The 16,728-nt window shown below is 46.8% G+C and carries 20 protein-coding genes; 10 read left to right on the plus strand and 10 right to left on the minus strand.

Annotation, left to right across the window (positions count from 1 at the left end; all coding sequences use genetic code 11):
* Window positions 1-10: 10 nt before the first annotated feature.
* Window positions 11-1,180 (minus strand): tetratricopeptide repeat protein, encoded by a 1,170-nt coding sequence (locus tag ACKFKH_RS13720; protein WP_446858868.1) that lies wholly within the window; start codon window positions 1,178-1,180, stop codon window positions 11-13.
* 323 nt (window positions 1,181-1,503) lie between these two features.
* Here ACKFKH_RS13720 and ACKFKH_RS13725 point away from each other — a divergent pair, with 323 nt between their 5' ends.
* Window positions 1,504-1,821 (plus strand): hypothetical protein, encoded by a 318-nt coding sequence (locus ACKFKH_RS13725; protein ID WP_446858869.1) that lies wholly within the window; start codon window positions 1,504-1,506, stop codon window positions 1,819-1,821.
* Between the two features lie 180 nt (window positions 1,822-2,001).
* Here ACKFKH_RS13725 and ACKFKH_RS13730 read toward each other — a convergent pair whose 3' ends face one another.
* The 3 genes from ACKFKH_RS13730 to ACKFKH_RS13740 all read right to left on the minus strand — a co-directional run bounded on the left by ACKFKH_RS13730 (window position 2,002) and on the right by ACKFKH_RS13740 (window position 4,150).
* The gene (locus ACKFKH_RS13730; protein WP_446858870.1) at window positions 2,002-2,574 is read right to left on the minus strand and encodes a dihydrofolate reductase family protein; all 573 of its coding nucleotides are present in this window, start codon (window positions 2,572-2,574) and stop codon (window positions 2,002-2,004) included.
* Between the two features lie 115 nt (window positions 2,575-2,689).
* A complete protein-coding gene (locus ACKFKH_RS13735) occupies window positions 2,690-3,244 on the minus strand; it encodes a hypothetical protein (RefSeq protein WP_446858871.1) in 555 nt (184 codons plus the stop codon).
* Window positions 3,245-3,277: 33 nt separating this feature from the next.
* The gene (locus ACKFKH_RS13740; RefSeq protein ID WP_446858872.1) at window positions 3,278-4,150 is read right to left on the minus strand and encodes an AraC family transcriptional regulator; all 873 of its coding nucleotides are present in this window, start codon (window positions 4,148-4,150) and stop codon (window positions 3,278-3,280) included.
* Between the two features lie 189 nt (window positions 4,151-4,339).
* Here ACKFKH_RS13740 and ACKFKH_RS13745 point away from each other — a divergent pair, with 189 nt between their 5' ends.
* From ACKFKH_RS13745 to ACKFKH_RS13755, 3 genes are all read left to right on the plus strand, one after another.
* Window positions 4,340-4,972 carry an FMN-dependent NADH-azoreductase gene (locus ACKFKH_RS13745; protein WP_446858873.1) on the plus strand — a complete coding sequence of 211 codons (633 nt, stop codon included), beginning with the start codon at window positions 4,340-4,342 and terminating at the stop codon, window positions 4,970-4,972.
* Between the two features lie 100 nt (window positions 4,973-5,072).
* A complete protein-coding gene (locus ACKFKH_RS13750) occupies window positions 5,073-5,561 on the plus strand; it encodes an anthrone oxygenase family protein (protein WP_446858874.1) in 489 nt (162 codons plus the stop codon).
* Between the two features lie 238 nt (window positions 5,562-5,799).
* Entirely contained in the window at window positions 5,800-6,033 is a 234-nt protein-coding gene (locus ACKFKH_RS13755) for a helix-turn-helix domain-containing protein (RefSeq protein ID WP_446858875.1), read from the plus strand.
* A 270-nt stretch (window positions 6,034-6,303) separates the two neighbouring features.
* Here the strand turns inward: ACKFKH_RS13755 and ACKFKH_RS13760 are convergent, their stop codons facing one another.
* The 3 genes from ACKFKH_RS13760 to ACKFKH_RS13770 all read right to left on the minus strand — a co-directional run bounded on the left by ACKFKH_RS13760 (window position 6,304) and on the right by ACKFKH_RS13770 (window position 8,202).
* The gene (locus tag ACKFKH_RS13760) at window positions 6,304-6,747 is read right to left on the minus strand and encodes a DUF3991 domain-containing protein (RefSeq protein ID WP_446858876.1); all 444 of its coding nucleotides are present in this window, start codon (window positions 6,745-6,747) and stop codon (window positions 6,304-6,306) included.
* A gap of 12 nt (window positions 6,748-6,759) precedes the next feature.
* A complete protein-coding gene (locus ACKFKH_RS13765; protein WP_446858877.1) occupies window positions 6,760-7,107 on the minus strand; it encodes a hypothetical protein in 348 nt (115 codons plus the stop codon).
* A 96-nt stretch (window positions 7,108-7,203) separates the two neighbouring features.
* Complete coding sequence (locus ACKFKH_RS13770) at window positions 7,204-8,202, minus strand: DUF389 domain-containing protein (RefSeq protein ID WP_446858878.1); 999 nt, start codon at window positions 8,200-8,202, stop codon at window positions 7,204-7,206.
* A gap of 524 nt (window positions 8,203-8,726) precedes the next feature.
* On the opposite strand from ACKFKH_RS13770, the gene ACKFKH_RS13775 reads away from it, so the two are divergent.
* From ACKFKH_RS13775 to ACKFKH_RS13800, 6 genes are all read left to right on the plus strand, one after another.
* Window positions 8,727-9,047 (plus strand): cation transporting ATPase C-terminal domain-containing protein, encoded by a 321-nt coding sequence (locus tag ACKFKH_RS13775; protein ID WP_446858879.1) that lies wholly within the window; start codon window positions 8,727-8,729, stop codon window positions 9,045-9,047.
* Window positions 9,048-9,371: 324 nt separating this feature from the next.
* Complete coding sequence (locus tag ACKFKH_RS13780) at window positions 9,372-9,581, plus strand: SulP family inorganic anion transporter (protein ID WP_446858880.1); 210 nt, start codon at window positions 9,372-9,374, stop codon at window positions 9,579-9,581.
* Between the two features lie 116 nt (window positions 9,582-9,697).
* Complete coding sequence (locus tag ACKFKH_RS13785) at window positions 9,698-10,828, plus strand: sodium-dependent bicarbonate transport family permease (protein ID WP_446858881.1); 1,131 nt, start codon at window positions 9,698-9,700, stop codon at window positions 10,826-10,828.
* Between the two features lie 88 nt (window positions 10,829-10,916).
* Window positions 10,917-11,249 (plus strand): P-II family nitrogen regulator, encoded by a 333-nt coding sequence (locus ACKFKH_RS13790; protein WP_446858882.1) that lies wholly within the window; start codon window positions 10,917-10,919, stop codon window positions 11,247-11,249.
* Window positions 11,250-11,309: 60 nt separating this feature from the next.
* The gene (locus tag ACKFKH_RS13795; RefSeq protein ID WP_446858883.1) at window positions 11,310-11,531 is read left to right on the plus strand and encodes a hypothetical protein; all 222 of its coding nucleotides are present in this window, start codon (window positions 11,310-11,312) and stop codon (window positions 11,529-11,531) included.
* Window positions 11,532-11,572: 41 nt separating this feature from the next.
* A complete protein-coding gene (locus tag ACKFKH_RS13800; protein ID WP_446858884.1) occupies window positions 11,573-12,922 on the plus strand; it encodes a cation:proton antiporter in 1,350 nt (449 codons plus the stop codon).
* Between the two features lie 105 nt (window positions 12,923-13,027).
* Here the strand turns inward: ACKFKH_RS13800 and ACKFKH_RS13805 are convergent, their stop codons facing one another.
* From ACKFKH_RS13805 to ACKFKH_RS13815, 3 genes are all read right to left on the minus strand, one after another.
* Window positions 13,028-14,374, minus strand: a complete 1,347-nt coding sequence (locus ACKFKH_RS13805) for a DUF2254 domain-containing protein (protein ID WP_446858885.1) — start codon at window positions 14,372-14,374, stop codon at window positions 13,028-13,030.
* Window positions 14,371-15,363 carry a mechanosensitive ion channel family protein gene (locus tag ACKFKH_RS13810; RefSeq protein WP_446858886.1) on the minus strand — a complete coding sequence of 331 codons (993 nt, stop codon included), beginning with the start codon at window positions 15,361-15,363 and terminating at the stop codon, window positions 14,371-14,373. The genes ACKFKH_RS13805 and ACKFKH_RS13810 overlap by 4 nt, the downstream gene beginning before the upstream one ends.
* An 86-nt stretch (window positions 15,364-15,449) precedes the next feature.
* A complete protein-coding gene (locus ACKFKH_RS13815) occupies window positions 15,450-16,724 on the minus strand; it encodes a TIGR00341 family protein (protein WP_446858887.1) in 1,275 nt (424 codons plus the stop codon).
* Between the last annotated feature and the right edge of the window lie 4 nt (window positions 16,725-16,728).

Genomic DNA, 16,728 nt, shown 5'->3' on the forward strand with positions numbered 1-16,728 from the left:
CTGATTTCTTCTAACATTCAATTAGCTTCTTGAACTGTTCATTTTCTCGAAGCTGCTCAAAAGAAGGGTCAGTTTTTGCAATTTCTTTAGCTCTTTCTGGATTCAAATTAATGGCTTGTTGAAGACTCTCGATCGCTAACTCAACTTCACCCTGCAAAGCATAACATCTAGCCTTACCAAACCAGGCCGAAAAGAAATCTGATTTGATAGAAGTTGCCTTTTCGTAAGCGGTGATCGCTTCTCCATTCCGCTGTAGTTTTGTAAATGCAACCCCTTTTCCAAACCATGCTTCTGAGAAATCTGATTTGATTTGAGTGGCTTTTTCGTAAGCAGCGATCGCTTCTTCTATCTTCTGCAATTTTGCCAGGGCTGCCCCGCGACTAAACCAGGCTTTTGCGTTGTCAGGTTCAATCTGGATGGCTTTGTCGTAAGAAGCGATCGCTTCCTCAAATCGTCCCTCAAAATAGAAAGCTTTGCCCTGCTCAATGTAGTCGTGAACTGTGAAAGAAAGCTGAGAGTTTTGTGATTTTAACCATTCAAGCTGTCTAGTTAAAGTTTGAATTTTCTGCTGAGTTTCAGGTGTGGTCGAGTCTCGAACTAGAGAAGGGGTGATTTGGGAAAGTTCTTGAATGATCTGATCTTTCTCTTTTTGAGTGTCTGAAAATAGACTTTTTAGTTGAGATAACTGATCTTCAAATTCAGCTTTTAACTTTTCAATCTCCTGTTGAAAGACTTCTGTTTGTTTCTTAAATTCTGCTGTTACTTCTGCTTCAAGCTGTTTGTGAACTTCTTCCTGAACTTGTTTCTTAGTCTCATTAATAATCTGATTGACCACACTGCGACGAATGAACCAAACGCCCACCGCAATTAACACAGGCAAAGCTGTTAATACCCCCAATAAAACATTCAATAAAGTTGTTGTATGTCCAAACGCTCGATCGACTTCTTCTTGAATCTGCGTCCGAATCACAAAGCTCTTTTCTAAATCATCTTCCACCAACTGTTGAAGTTGTCTGTCTTCTCTCAATCGCTCCAGTTTTTCCCAAAATGAGTTGTAAGTGGGCGACGGAGCCGTTAATTGAGGAGGCGGTGAAGACGCTGCCAACGCGGTGCCCGTCCAGAGGCAAAAAGTTAGAACTACGATCGCACAAGCTACTTCAACTTGAGCCTTAATCCTCATCACTTATCCTCAGATCGTCACTCCTTAAGATAACCTGACCGTCCATCCGATCGCTTGATTATTTTTTAGCATCTTCAGCAAAAATGCGACCTGCTCATCAACAAACAAGGATATTTTTCTGAATTCGACCATTCAAATTTCTTTTCTTTTATTAAATATCATCATAATTTCTAGCAGATGAATCCTCTAATTTTTGCTAGAGCCGCACTATGACCACCCCTAAACTTTTCTGAGTCTCCCCGCCCAATTTCAGATTCGGCTGCCCCAAAGCGTCAGGAACAGTGCTTGCCCGATCTCAAGGAGCCACCCTCTGACGGCCTGCGATGGGTGCGGGTCGAGCAGTGGCTTGGACAGACAAGCCCTGGAATCAAATGACAACTTGGGATATCACGCGCTACAAAAAGCATTTGGAAACAGCGGTGGTTCACGATTTAGAAGCAGACAAGCCCTTCCGCTGGCTGCAAGAGGCACACTACATGACCGACAACCCAATGCTGTCCGTGAGTGCGCCCAGTGAACCAGAGCCAGAATCCAAAGAACTGACTGATCTTCAAGTCAAGGCACTTTACGCTGCTTTGAAGCGAAGGAGGCATTTGCGTCACCGGGATACTTGCGAGGTGACGTTTATAGCTGGCGATTAGCAGCAGTCGAAGACGCTTGTTTCCAGCGCAATTGAAGATTTGATATAAACGCTAGTTAGCGTAAAAAATTCTTGAGCGATGAACCGCCTAACAGCAAAGTTCAACTTCACGCGGCTTGTTCGATTGTCTATTGAACCAGTTGGAGCACAACCCCATTTGGAGCAGGATATAAACTTTTCCTTAATGATTTATCTGATAATGCAGCAACATGAACCCATTGTTATAGATTTGGCTGTGGGTAAGTTTTAGCGAAGTCTGTGTAACAACACCCGAAAACAGGGGAATGCCTGAGCCGAGTAGAATGGGATGCACCTTCAAAATCAACTCGTTAATTTCTGGAAAAAGTATTGTTGCTAGATTGCCACCACCACACAGCCAAATATTCTGACCTGGTTGCTGCTTCAATTTTTTGATGAATGCTATGGGGTCGGATGAGACAAGTTCGATCGCTGAGTCTGGGCTGGCTTTTAGGGTTTGAGAAATCACATACTGTTTCATCTGTGGATAAGGATTGCTAATTCCTTCTTTGAGTCCAATTTCATAAGTCCTGCGTCCCATCAACACGGTATCAAAGTACTGATTGTCAGCTGTGATGCCAAGTTTATTCCGAACGTGACCCGGAATTGTTTCAGGAAAGGTAGTCAGCAGATCGGCGACATGTTCTCCTTCCATCAGAAAAAAGTCATAGGAATCGTCTTTGCGGGCGATGAAGCGATCGACGGTACAAGCAATGTAATACTTCAGTTCACGCATTCTTAATGTCCTCCAGAAGGAAGGGTTCAAGATCTGAATTAGCTAAATATTCAGCCTTTGTCATACTACAAAATACTACAACACAGCATCCCTCTCAAACTGCTTCTAAAAAAACTTAACCTGTCGCTTTTGCCTCCCTCGTTTCTTTGCCTTGAAATCGAACATTTAGTTCTTGATGCAATCTGTCAGCTTGTATTGTTGCTAAATGACCACCTCTAAAGAATGGGTCGTCTGTTACCTCAATTTCAAAAAAATCGGGCGGTTGAAACTGTTCCATCGCCTCATCATTCAGAAATTCAACTTCGGTTAAGATCAGTCCTGTTAGCTGCCCTTCAAACACATCAACCGCAACAATCTGTTTGAGATAGGGATATTGATACCGTCGCTTGTGTAGGTCTGATCCCTTTAGCGAAGCCAACAGTTGGTATTCATTTGGAGCTAAGTAAAGGTTGGTAATGTGGGCGTGACGATTAGAGTCACTCATGGCTTGTTTTCGAGCAAACTTCTGCTGAATCAATTGTCCATCCGGCGTGGTAATCGTGCGTAGGCGCAGGTGAGTATCTAGAAAATAGACATCCTGTATCCGACGATAATCATGCTCTAAGCTCAGGTCGAGGGGTAAACTTTTAATCAAAAAGCGGCGTTCGCGCTCAATATAGCCATACTTCATAACCTCCCACTCCCTTTGAGATATAGCTATCCGCTATCTGACTCTGTAAGCTTTTGGTGTTATCCCAGTCGCTTGCCGAAACTGTTTACTCAGATGGCTGTGACTGTTAAATCCACACATCAAAGCAATGTCCAGAATCGATTGATTGCTCTGTTTTAACAACTGCTTTGCGCGTTCGATTCGTTGTTGAAGCAGGTATTGGTGAGGAGACATTCCGATCGCTTGCTTAAATAAATGGCTGAAGTGAAATTGACTCATCTCTAGCAACGCCGCCAAATCTGCCAGTTTAATCGCTTGATCGAGATGATCATTGATGTAATCTAAGACTTTTAGAAGTTGCCGCTGAGGTAAGCCCCCGTTGTAAATCGGTAATGCAGGTTTGACCGCCGCATATTGTCTAAGGAGATGAACTGCCAGAACATTGGATAGCGAGTCGATGTAGAGCCTGCCGCCTAAATTGTCTTGTTGAAGTTCAGTCAGTAACATCATGCCGATTGCTTCAATCTGCGGATCGCGCGTCCGAAATTCGGGCAGCAACTCCAAGCGTTCGCAATCTCTCTCTAGGCTTTCTCTGGCAACGTTTTGAATAAATTGAGACGCAATCCGAATGTGCAGGTAGTGGTCATCTCCCTCCCAACGCGCAAAAAACGGCATCTTGGCAGGCGTGATAGAAATGTCACCTTTTCCATACAGGCTCGTGTGGGTTTTGCCTCCTTTGATTTGTAGAAAGCGAACGGGACGAGTAGCAAGCGACAGACAAATCGTGTGTTCATCGCTGTAATAAGTTTTTCCTTCCCCCGGCGGATGTTGAAATTGTTCGACTAGAATGTTTTCCCAACCTTGATTTCGGCTAGATAAGAGGGGTAGGCAGCCACATTCGAGCTGAGGTGTCACAGGATTTTTCATGATGCAATCCTAATGCGTTTAGTTCTGATTGTATTCACTTTTTCAGGCTTTCCATCAAGCAGGCTGAAAACCGTTTAGCGCAAAGCGCAAATCCGAAGGAACCGCAAGATTTTGATAGTGGCACAGGAATCAGATAGTCCCGCTCAAAATGATTGTCTAAGCTGAGAGAGTAATCCATCAGGAGAACCTATGGCACATCTATTGCATCTTGATTCGAGTCCTAGAGGAGAGCGCTCTCATTCGCGTAAACTCACGAGAGAATTTATCGAACAATGGAAACAAATTCATCCAACCGCTACCGTCACCTATCGAGATATCGGTCGTAATCCTATTCCTCATGTGGATGAACCCTGGATTGCTGCTGCTTTCACACCCCCTGAACAACACACACCTGAGTTGCAGAAAGCTATTTACTTCAGCGATCGGCTCGTAGATGAATTTTTAGCGGCTGACGTCTATGTGATGGGCGTTCCCATGTACAACTTCAGTGTTCCCAGTGGATTCAAGGCTTACATTGATCAAATTGTCCGAGTTGGACGCACCGTTGCCTTTGAACCCGATGATCGTGCCAATGCTTTTAAGCCACTCGTGTTAGGTAAGAAAATGTTTATCATCGAAGCACGAGGTGATTCTGGCTTTCAGCCTGGTGGTCGCTACGAGAAGATGAATCATCACGACCCTTATCTTGTTACTGTTTTTGGGTTTATGGGCATCACTGATATCACCTTTATTCATGTTGAAGACGACGAATACGGCGGGCAAAAGTTGGCAGAGTCAATTGCATCTGCTCGTACTCAAATTGCTCAACTGGTTGGAGGATAGCGCAATGCAGTAACCTTTAATAGCGGCTGCGATCGCCTTAATCAGATTGTTCAGCAAACGATTACTCAGTTTGAACTTACAGTAAGCCGTAGGAGAGTTTATGGAAATCCCTCACCCCTTGCTTTTTGGATTGAAGCTGTTCTCGGTGCTAGGTTGTGGACTAATCGCAGGAGTCTTCTTCGCCTTCTCAACCTTTGTCATGAATGCTCTGGCTCAACAGCCGACCGCATCCGGGATTGCCACTATGCAGTCGATCAATATCACGGTAATTAATCCCTGGTTCATGACCGTATTCCTGGGAACAGGCGCAACTTGTATTTTTCTAGCCATTTCCTCAATGTTGAAGTGGCAGCAGCCAGGGACAAGCTACTTGTTACTCGGTAGTCTGTTCTATCTGGTTGGTACAATTGGAGTCACGATCGCCTGCAATGTTCCATTAAACGATGCCTTGGCAGTGGTCAAACCCGACAGCCCAGAAGGGACAACCCTATGGACTAAATACCTGGCTAACTGGACTTTCTGGAACCACCTTCGGACAATTGCAGCATTAGCGGCAGCGATATTGTTTACGGTTTGCGGGGTAAAGTGATTGCGTCAGACAAGCTGATATCGCTATCCCATTTGAGTTGTGAGAATTCTGTGGTTAGTCCTTAGTGATTAGTGGTTGGTCGTCAATTAATGGTTGAGAATGAATCACTAAGAACGGGCTATTTCAAGATTCTTACAACTAATTTAGGATTGCTATAGTAGTCCTAAATTAGTTGTAAGAATTCTCCAAGGAAGTTAAGCTATTGCACAGTTTAACTTCTGATGCAGCGAAGCGACCGATGGAAGAGCTAATTGCGATGATTCAAAGCAATCCAGACCCGCGTGAACTGAAGCGGGCACTGGCGGTGCAGATGGTCTTACAGGGGTACACCTATTTTGCGATTCAAGACGTGTTGCAGGTTTCAGTCGGTTTCATTAGCAAGTCGAAACAAGCCTTTGAAGCAGCGGGAGCAGATGGATTAGGGCGACGATTCAAACTTTTCAGCGAGGCGACCTTCTGGAGACACGGATGATCCAGAGTGCAAAACCACGCTATAACGTTCGTAAGAAGTAGGGAGGAATGACGATGCAAGCCCCTGAACAAGTCCGTGAACATCTCAGCTCTGAAGTCGCTCAAGCATTCTTAGACGGGTTGCCGGAAAAAAATTAAACTTGGACTGATGACGTATGCAGCTCAAGTCAATTTTTCGATCGAAGCGGTGATCGAAATGGCGATCGCTGGATTTCTAGACGAAGATGCGGTGAATTTTCCAGGCTGCAACCCCGTCGGTTGACACCGTAGTTTAGTTTGACGACTTCTCTTTTTCCAAGGCCGCTAGAGAGATGGCATCGATCGAGGATTCCGTCAAAATCACTCGATTGACTTCGCCATTCGCTGATCGCAACCAAAACCATCCATTCTCACGAGACGAACTAGGAGCCAATCCATGAAAGGCGTGTTCTGTATAGCGTGTGCCGCGCAGACTTGCACCTGTGGCTTCATGACGTGACCAGGCTTGGTCGTTGTATCGATCGCTATGCCGAAGAAAAACAGCATTGCGATGATCATCTGCGTAAATTAACCCTGTGTTGTGAAAGCGATCGATCCAGGTTGCAGGTAGCCCTCGTGTTTCAACAAGGTACTGTCGCACGGTTGCCCAATGGTCTTCGTTTCGGGGCGGCAATTCGAGTGGACGAGGCTCTTTTTGTACTGAAGAGGATTGAAACTGAACAGGAGCGGATAGCATTTGCCCTGAAAGCTACTGAACTGCCTCCTTGAACTCAATTTTGCGAACGTGCATGACGAGATCGATCGCACCTCCACCACCTTTATCAGCTAACCAATCCATGAATTTTCCGTCATTGATGCTAATTGTGTGACTTGCATCTTTCCACTTGTTCTTGTCGCGTTGGTCTTTCTGAAGTCCCAAACTGGCTGCTACGGCTTCTAAATCAAAATTTCTCACTTCATTGGCGAGGGCTGCAATGTCGATCGAATTTGCTTGGTTAGTTTCTAAGTGCGATTGAATTGGGGAAGCAGGAGGTATAGCTGGCTTGTTGGCAGCCTCAATTTCTGAATTGCGTTCTGTTGTATTGGATGCACTCAAGCAAGTGTTCTTGGGTAATCCGACTATCCCTCAACCTGAGTAGTTACGTTTGAAGTTCGAGAGATGCAAGGAGAACCAGACTAATCGATCGACTGCTTACTGTTCCGAACGGCGCACTTCTTCAATTTGACCGACTTCAAAAATGAGCGTGAAAGGCTGCCTCATTTCTCGACTAATAAATTCTTCTAAAAGCTGCACTTGTCGGGGAGTAACAGGTTCTCTTGCTCGTACACTCAATCGGACGATCGGCGGCTGTGAGAGCCAATCTACATCGGTTCTGAGTAGTTCGAGCCGTTGAAACGTGACAGTGCGATTTAGTAAAGCTTGCTGCAAGTTAGTCCGTAGTTGTGCTTGCTGAATCAAACGGGCAAAGCTTACCCCCAACGGAATTAACAGAATTACGGTTAGAAGCGTTGCCCACGTTAATGCTTTTCGGGCATGGCGAAATCGGGTATAGCCTGCAATCAGAAACGTCAGCATACAAGATAATGTGATGCCAAGTAAGTTGGTCAGATAGAGCAGAGTTGCTCCAAGGCTGAGTGACCAGTCTGATGCTGCTAATCCTAAACCAATGACACAAACTGGAGGCATTAGGGCAACCGCGATCGCAGTTCCCGCTAAACTGCCCGCAATCTTCGGTTCAACCTTGGCATAGCCACTAATACCACCTGCTGCGACTGCAATCCCTAAATCCAGCAATGTGGGTTCTGATCGCGCTAAAATCTCGCTTCCATAGCTCGGTAAGGCAACAAGCACGCCCAATAGCCAGGAAATTACAATGGCGAGTAGAGTTCCGATCGCGACTGAAATTGCACCTTGACGAAACAAAGAGAGATTTCCAATCAAGGCACCTAGCGCGAGTCCCCGAATTGGCAACATCAGCGGCGCGACAATCATCGCCCCAATAATTACAGCAGTGCTGTTGGAGAGCAATCCAAACGTTGCGATCGCACAGGAACTGACAATCAGAATTAAGTAAACCTCATCAGACTTTGATTCCGCCATCAAATCTGCTACAAACTGCTGAACTTGCGGAGGATCACGCCGTTTACGACGAGACTGTCTAAAGCGATCGCGGATATTTTTCAGCACCATTGAATTTGCTACAAAGAGTCTGATGAAGATTAAAGGCGACCTTCCTAACATTTTTCATCTAGCATAGGTTAGATTTAAAGGCGGTAATTTTCGCAACTGTTCGGTGCCAAGCAGCGTCACTCGCACTTGATCAACTACTGAATTGGAGTGGTCGCGCATTGGGTCAAGACTTCATCCATTCGCTTCCGGTAAAATGCTGGAAAAATCGAACCAGCGCCTGACGATATACCTGTGGATTAACCAGCAACATCAATGTCAATACGACAACAACGACGAATTCAAACGCCGCGTTAATGGAATTTGCCAGGAAATCAAATGCGTATCTTGATAAGTTCGCAACGATCGCTTGTAGCCGAGTAATCAACCAGTTGGAATCTGAAGGGTTAGGAATATGTTCAGCAACATTATTCTCAAACCAGTCGATGCTCTGCTCAAGGGCTAATTAAACGTAAGATGCCGCAAACCGCCCTCACCCAGAGGGACTTTGAATCTAGCTCCTTTCTCCTTGGGAAGAAGGGTTGGGAATGAGGGTCTTCTCTTTAATTCCACCCAGCTACTTAGTAGCAGGTCGGATTGTTTATCTGTTGAGCATTAGTCAACTAGGAGCGACTCTATTTGCGAAACTTCGAGGAAGAAAAGCACTGGCTTTCAGCGATACTCGCACCATTATTTTTGGCGTTGGGGGCGCGATCGTCTTACAATTCGTCTTCAGCCAGTGGAGCATGATGAATGTGTTATTTGGAACCGCATCACTAAATCTCACGCAATGGCTGATCTGCCTTCTTCCAGCACTGCCGATGATTTCAGTGGCGCTTTTGGTGAATCGGATTGACCGATTTGATTAACACTGAGCAGACGATCGCAACTTCGGTGGATGCCACAATCTGACGATCGCGTCCCCAATTTCTACCTGACCAAGAGCGATAGAGAGATTTCTATGAAAGGGATATCTTTCTCTTGGGCTAGTCAGTAAGCAATCGTACTCACAGTAGCGTAGAGTTGGAAAGATAAAGATAATTTAGAATTTCTCCAGATTGAAGTCGATAGCAGAATGGACTGAACAGCCTACCTGGGTTTCTCCTGAAATCGCGATCGACCCTCTCTAGCTTAAGTCCACTCATCTGTATTAGATGGGTTCTTTTTGGTTGCCCTCTACTGTTCATTCACCGATGTCAATCACCAATCTGATTCGATTTAACAACCTGTGGGGAGACATCTTTGGGGGTGTCACTGCCGCAGTCGTCTCATTGCCGCTCGCCCTTGCTTTCGGGGTCGCCTCTGGTGTAGTTCCACTGGTGGGCTGTAGGGGACAGTTTGTGTCGGCTTCTTTGCCGCTTTGTTTGGTGTCCATAGGTTCTCGTGCAACACCTGGGCCGTAGGGGTGAAACGCCTCACTCCTGCTTTCTCTAACTCTTTCAAGTTCATTTAGTTCATTTAGTTCATTTAGTTCATTTATTGTAATACTCCTCGTTAGAGGAGGCATAAGGAGGTATTCGTGGATTTTTGGTCCTTTTTTGTAATGGACTTCGTTAAGCAGTTGCAGTCCCCAACACTCGGCTTTTTGATTGGTGGTATGGTCATTGCTGCGCTCGGTAGCCAATTGGTAATCCCAGAGTCGATTTGTACAATCATTGTCTTCATGCTGCTCACCAAAATCGGTCTGACTGGTGGAATCGCGATCCGCAATTCCAATCTGGCGGATATGGTGTTACCCGCAGCGTTTGCTGTAGTGGTAGGGGTTCTTATTGTATTCATCGCGCGATATACGTTGGCCAAGCTGCCGAAGGTCAAAACTGTGGATGCGATCGCGACCGGGGGGTTGTTTGGGGCTGTGAGTGGTTCTACCATGGCCGCCGCCCTGACGCTCCTGGAAGAACAAAAACTCCCATACGAGGCATGGACTGGCGCACTTTATCCCTTCATGGATATCCCAGCGCTCGTGACTGCGATTGTTGTGGCCAACATTTATCTCAACAACAAGAAGAAGCATAGTGTAGCCGCCCCATCCACCGTGCAGGGGTCTTTCAGCAAGCAGCCCGTTGCGGCAGGTGATTATCCCGATCAGCAGGATTATCCTGGTAGTCGGCAGGAGTATCTCAGCACGCAGAAGGGGCTTGCGGATAATCGGGTCAAAATATGGCCGATCGTGCAGGAAAGCCTCCAGGGCCCAGCCCTATCAGCAATGTTGCTCGGACTTGCTCTTGGCATCCTCACCAAGCCGGAAAGTGTCTATGAAAGCTTCTACGACCCCCTCTTTCGCGGTCTGCTTTCGATCTTGATGGTGGTCATGGGTATGGAGGCCTGGTCAAGAATTGGCGAGCTGCGTAAGGTAGCTCAATGGTACGTTGTGTATAGCGTGGTGGCACCGTTTGTGCATGGGCTAATCGCCTTTGGTCTCGGCATGATTGCCCACTACACCATGAACTTCAGCATGGGCGGTGTTGTGGTCTTGGCTGTCATCGCCTCCTCCAGTTCAGACATCTCAGGTCCGCCCACGTTGCGAGCCGGTATCCCGTCGGCCAATCCCTCCGCCTACATCGGAGCCTCCACAGCCGTCGGCACGCCCATTGCGATCGGCTTATGTATACCGTTCTTCATCGGGCTTGCCCAGGCGCTCGGCGGCTAATCGCAAACAGGTCGCGGTCTGCCGATCCAGGAAGCACCGACAGACCGAGTGGATTAATATGCATTTGTTATGTAAGGAGGTAACCAACATGGCCAAGCCAGCCAAAAAGCTCGTCATCGTCACCGAAAAGATTCTGCTGAAAAAGATCGCCAAGATCATCGATGAAGCCGGGGCGACCGGTTATACGGTGGTGGACACTGGCGGTAAAGGCAGTCGCAACGTGAGATCGTCAGGACAACCCAGCGTTTCCGACACCCAAGCGAATGTAAAGTTTGAGGTACTCACCCCCGATCGAGATATGGCCGAGAATATTGCGGATCAGATCGCAATAAAGTTTTTCCTCAACTATGCAGGCATTATCTACATCTGTGACGCGGAGGTACTGTACGGGCACAGTTTCTGTGGGCCAGATGGCTGTTGAATCGAGACGACACCGACCTAAATGGCCGGGTCATGACCCCGGCTTTTTGGTGATCACGACTTGAAAACGTTAGTCGATGGAGAGGATGCCCAACCGGAGAAGCCGATCGTGATTCACAGTAGTCTCAACGCCCATTCGCCCGCATCACCCATTGACGACCAGGCTTGTCTCGTTCCAGGCAACCGCATCCAAAGCATGACCGTCCTTGATCGGTTGCCTTTTTCATCCCCCTGGTTTTATGGCTCCCTCAAACCCTTAACCTTCATCGCTTCAAACTTATGATTTTGTCCAACATTCTGTTCAGCGGGGGAATAGCTGCTCTCATGGCTCCAATACCATTCCTGGCGACCGTTGTTGCTGAGGATTCACCCATTATTCTATCTGGTGTTTTGTTGACGCTGGTTGTGATTTATCTTGCTAGTAAACTTGGTGCAGAAGCAGCAAAGCGGTTAGATTTCCCGCCTGTACTGGGAGAATTAGTTGCTGGGGTAATTGTTGGGGTTTCGGCGTTGCATCTAGTGATCTTTCCCGAAGGCGGACTCGCTGCCTCGGACTCTGTAATTATGACGGTAGTGCAAGGGTTAAATCAGCTTGCACCGGATGCCCTGACGCGAATCTTTGAAACGCAAAGTGAAGTGATTTCAGTGTTAGCTGAGATTGGCGTGATTATTTTGCTGTTTGAAATTGGCTTGGAGTCTGATCTGCGTCAACTCAAAGAAGTTGGAATTCAAGCGACGGTCGTTGCCTGCGTTGGGGTTGTGGTTCCGTTTGCGGCAGGCACAGTCGGATTGATGATGCTCTTTCATGTTGCAGCGATTCCAGCGATTTTTGCGGGGGCAGCTTTGACGGCAACCAGTATCGGGATTACGTCTAAAGTCTTATCGGAGTTAGGTCAACTCAAATCAAAAGAAGGGCAAATCATTGTTGGCGCAGCAGTGATTGATGATGTTCTCGGTATTATTGTTCTCGCGGTTGTTGCCAGCCTTGCGAAAACGGGCGAAATTGATGTTGCTAATGTGATTTACTTGATCGTCAGTGCTACAGCATTTTTGATTGGTTCAATTGTGTTAGGTGGCGTTTTCAATAAAAGCTTTGTCACGATCGTCGAAAAACTTAAAACTCGCGGCAATATTGTAGTCCCGGCGTTTGTCTTTGCGTTCTTCATGGCGTTTTTAGGCAATGCAATCCATCTTGAAGCGATTTTGGGTGCATTTGCAGCAGGCTTAGTCTTGGATGAAACCGATGCGCGGAACGAGCTGGATGCGTTGATTAAACCGATCGCGGATTTGCTTGTGCCGATTTTCTTTGTGACGGTAGGAGCGCGGGCTGATTTGGGAGTGCTGAACCCGGCAGTGCCAGAAAATCGGGCAGGTCTATTGATTGCGGTCTTTTTGGTGGCGATCGCAATCATTGGCAAATTAGTCACAGGATGGGCTGTGTTTGGGCAACCAGAAATTAATCGTCTTGCGATTGGTGTAGGGATGATTCCGCGCGGTGAAGTGGGGCTAGTGTTTGCCGGAATTGGCTCTGCCAGCGGCATCTTAGATAAACCCTTGGAAGTGTCAATTATCATCATGGTGATTTTGACGACCTTTTTAGCGCCGCCGTTTCTGCGGGTTGCCTTTGGTCAGGCGACCGTTTCCTCGGCTCAAGGAGAACCCGCCAGCGAGTAACGAGCGTTAGAAAATTGCATTGAGCGATTTGACTGTGAATTCCGGAAATGATGAGAGTATCGCTAGAGCTAACTTCGACATTCTGGATTCACAGGTTTCATTTCTTCAAAGTTGCCTCAGTTCGAGTTCAGTTGCTTTCGGGTCTAATGTGGCCAAAGCCTTCTGATACTGCTTTTCGACCTGGGTGCGATCGTACTCTTCAGACAGTCCTTCCTGACTTCCTCGCCAAATCATTTCCGCATGGTGACGTAAGACTATCCGTTGCTTCGGGCTTTTGGTATAGGTAGCGACTCGTGCGATCGTATCTAACAATTGAATCATTACCGTCGAGTCAGAGTGTCCATACTGACGAATCTGAATAAAAGCACGATCGACTAGAAAATCGAACTGCACAGGCTCTACAATCACTCGTAAATTGCGATATTTATCATAACGGTAGGGCGAGGGAAAATCCCGTTGAACCAATTGACTTAAGCCTGCTCCTAGACGATCGAGACAGCGAATCGCCGTGAACGGATCATTGATTCCTGGAGAGAGTGCCCGCGAAGCAATTTCTACCAACTGCTCAATTGGAAAAGCAATATCCTGCTTTTCTGTCCGTTCTTGACCCACGATAAAAGCTTTGTTGATCTGCTTGGCTAACTTAGAAGAAAGATGCTCTTGTGGGTAGATCAAAGCGAGCGGACTTCCTTTAATCAAATAACTACCGGGCTTCGCTTTTAGGCACAGTAATACATCTGCTTGACACGCAATTTTCATTAGTTTTTCATCGTCGATCAGTTGTAAGTAGCCTTTGTGAGTCGATTTAACCAGAATCGATCGCTGTTCAAACTGTGCTGGGATTTCTCCAGCGTGATGCTGTGAGTCTTCTAAGCTATATCCAATTTGTTGAGGAAACAATCGATCGATGGTCTGTTCTAGTTCATCACTTACCGTTGAAATTACGGAAGAAGCTTGAATGATGGTGGAAGCGTGATGAATAAAATAGATTAAAACAAGGGTACTAAAAATCGCTAATCCCATCCCAACGGTGATAGAAAGCTGCGGTAAAAACTGATCAAAGTCTTCTCCTCGGATATTTCGCAACACCAGCAGGCAATAAAGAAACGTGCCAATGAACGTTCCTAAAACAAATTGATTGCCAACATCATGCATAAAATTACGCAGCAACCGAGGGCCAAAGTTGGATGAAGCAAGCTGAAGCGCCACGATCGTAATTGAGAACGCTGTTCCTGCAACGGTTGCCATTGCTCCTGCAACAGTCGAAAGCATCGATCGTGCGCCAGCAGGACTGCCTGTGTACAACCACCAAAATCCTGGAGCCTTGCCGATCCAATCAATATAAAGCAGAATCAATGCTAGCACTGCCATGAGGACTGCAATTAACGTGGGTAGGAACCAGTAGCTAGATTGCAGCGAATCCCACAGTTTCGTTAGCTTCGTATTTTTCATGAATCTTTTGGAGGTTGATGCCCATTGGATGACTGCTGTGCAAGATGTTGCAATACACGACTAATGTTTCGAGGTTTGGGAGCTTGCTGATTTCGACCCGCTGGCCATCCTTCTCGTTGTCGAGCGCGATCGCCATCTGTTTCTTCAGTTTGGTCATGAAAGAGGATTTGCTGAGTTGGATAAGGCAAATCGATCCCATTTTCAATGTATAGCTTCTGTTTGATGGCGATGAGTACCTGATCACGAGAGGTTAAGTCATCAATCCGACGAGGGGGCGAAATCCACCAGCGAACCCGAATATTGACCGCACTCTCACCAAACCCAACAACCAAAACATCAGGCGCAGGCTCTTTGAGAACTTCATTCACACTTGCGATCGCTTCTAGCATCAGTTGTTTTGCCAGATGGATGTCGTCTCCGTATCCAATACCAATATCGTATTCCATCCGCCGATGCTGTAATGCAGTGTTAACGGTGACGGAATTCGTAAAGAGTTCAGAGTTAGGAATCACAATGCGGCGATTGTCATAGGTTCTGATCGTTGTTGCACGAGTTTCAATCCGTTCAACGGTTCCTTCAAAATCCTTAAAAACAATCTGATCATCAATTTGGAATGGCTCTGTCAATAAGATTAAAATTCCAGATAGAAAATTTTGTAGAATATCGCGAAATGCAAACCCGATCGCAACTCCACTAATTCCAAGAAGCTGAACAAGATCACCTGCTCTTAGCGACGGAATGACGATCGACAATGCAACAAACAATCCGACAAGAATAATAGACCCTTGCGCCAGTCTTCCTAAAACCAATCCTAGATTTCTAGCGCGGCGGCGATTTTCAGTCGCACGTCGAACAATGCGCTTGATGCTTCTACCAACGAAAAAGAAAATGATAAAGACAACGATCGCCAGGACAATATTAGGCAGCAGAGCTAGAAAGCCTCTCACCATCTCTTGCAGCTTGCTCCAAATTACAGATAATTCGATCATGATTGCTTGTTCAGCCCTCTCTAACTTCGCCCCGATAATAGAGTAGCAAGCTGAACTTTCCATCTATCTTTAGTTCTTCGTTAAGGCTAAGGTGCTTCTAAAACGGTTACATTGACTAGTGGAGTTACATTAAATCCTTGGTTTAGTAAGCGAGTTTGAATCGTTTGAGTTAAGCGATCGCGGATTTGCTCAGAAGAAGCAGGATTGTTTGTGTCACGTTGCACATAAACTTCCGCTAGCAGCGTGTTTTGATCCGCAATATCTGAGCGAGTAAAGCGGACATTTGCCTCCACAAGTTGCGCGAGTCCAACTTGTTCAACAGCTTTTTGAACCTCCGCATTAGCCCGTTGGGCGCGACTAGAACGCTCTAATCGAGGTGAATTAGAGAATTGCCAGGTCAAAAGAGATGTCAGTGAAACGAGTGTCACTCCCAAAGCGATCGGAAATACCCGTTGCTTTCCTCGCGAATAGCGGCTCCCTTGAGGGGTCAGTCCGTAGAGCCGAAAAATTGATGAGGCAGAAAGATGGATTCCAAACAGTTGCAACAAGAGCAAAAAAAGCCCATCGACTGCCATATCCCACCGTTGGATCGCGCTTGCCATACCCACAATTCCAGCAGGTGGAGCAAGCGAGGCAGCCACTAACATTCCTGCTGCTGCTCCAGAAACTAAACTACTGCGCTCCGACTGCACTAAGTTGAGTGCGCCTGCTGCACCTGCCGCGATCGGAATGAGTAGGGCTACGGCTGAGACTTGGCTATTGTCTAGCATGAGGCTCGTTGCGATCTGTTGCTGAAGGAGCAAACTCAATAGAAACGCGATCGCAATCGTTACTGTTAACGCTGCAAAATAGCGCAGAATGCTTCGTCCCAATAGCTGTAGATCTCCGCGTGCGGTTGCGATTGCGCTATTCATTGCTGGGCCTGCAAAGGGAGCAATCAGCATTGCAGCAACCAGCAGATAGCTCGTATTCGTGTAGAGTCCAATCCACACGACAATCCCGGCAACTGCGGCATATGCCAGGAAACTTCGCCACGATCCCACGCTTTGCAGCCCGGATAAGAAGACCTCGATCGGGCTGCGAGATTGAACATTGGTGACTTGCTGCGGAGCTTCAGATGCGGGAGGACGCAATGCAATCACGCCCGTTGGCAATAGAGTAATGTGGGCTTCTGGTAACTCTTCTAGCTGGGCAAGCAAATCCTCAACCTGTCGATTAGAAACGTGGACGATTAGGAGATCAATTTCTTGCTCAGAACTTTGGGCTTCAGTCTTTGAAACATTGACTGCATCACAGGATTTGGCAATTTGCAGAACTGCCTCTCCTTGTCCCTGCGGCACTTGAATCATCAGTTGGCGCATCGTT

The sequence above is a fragment of the Phormidesmis sp. 146-20 genome (assembly GCF_052939475.1).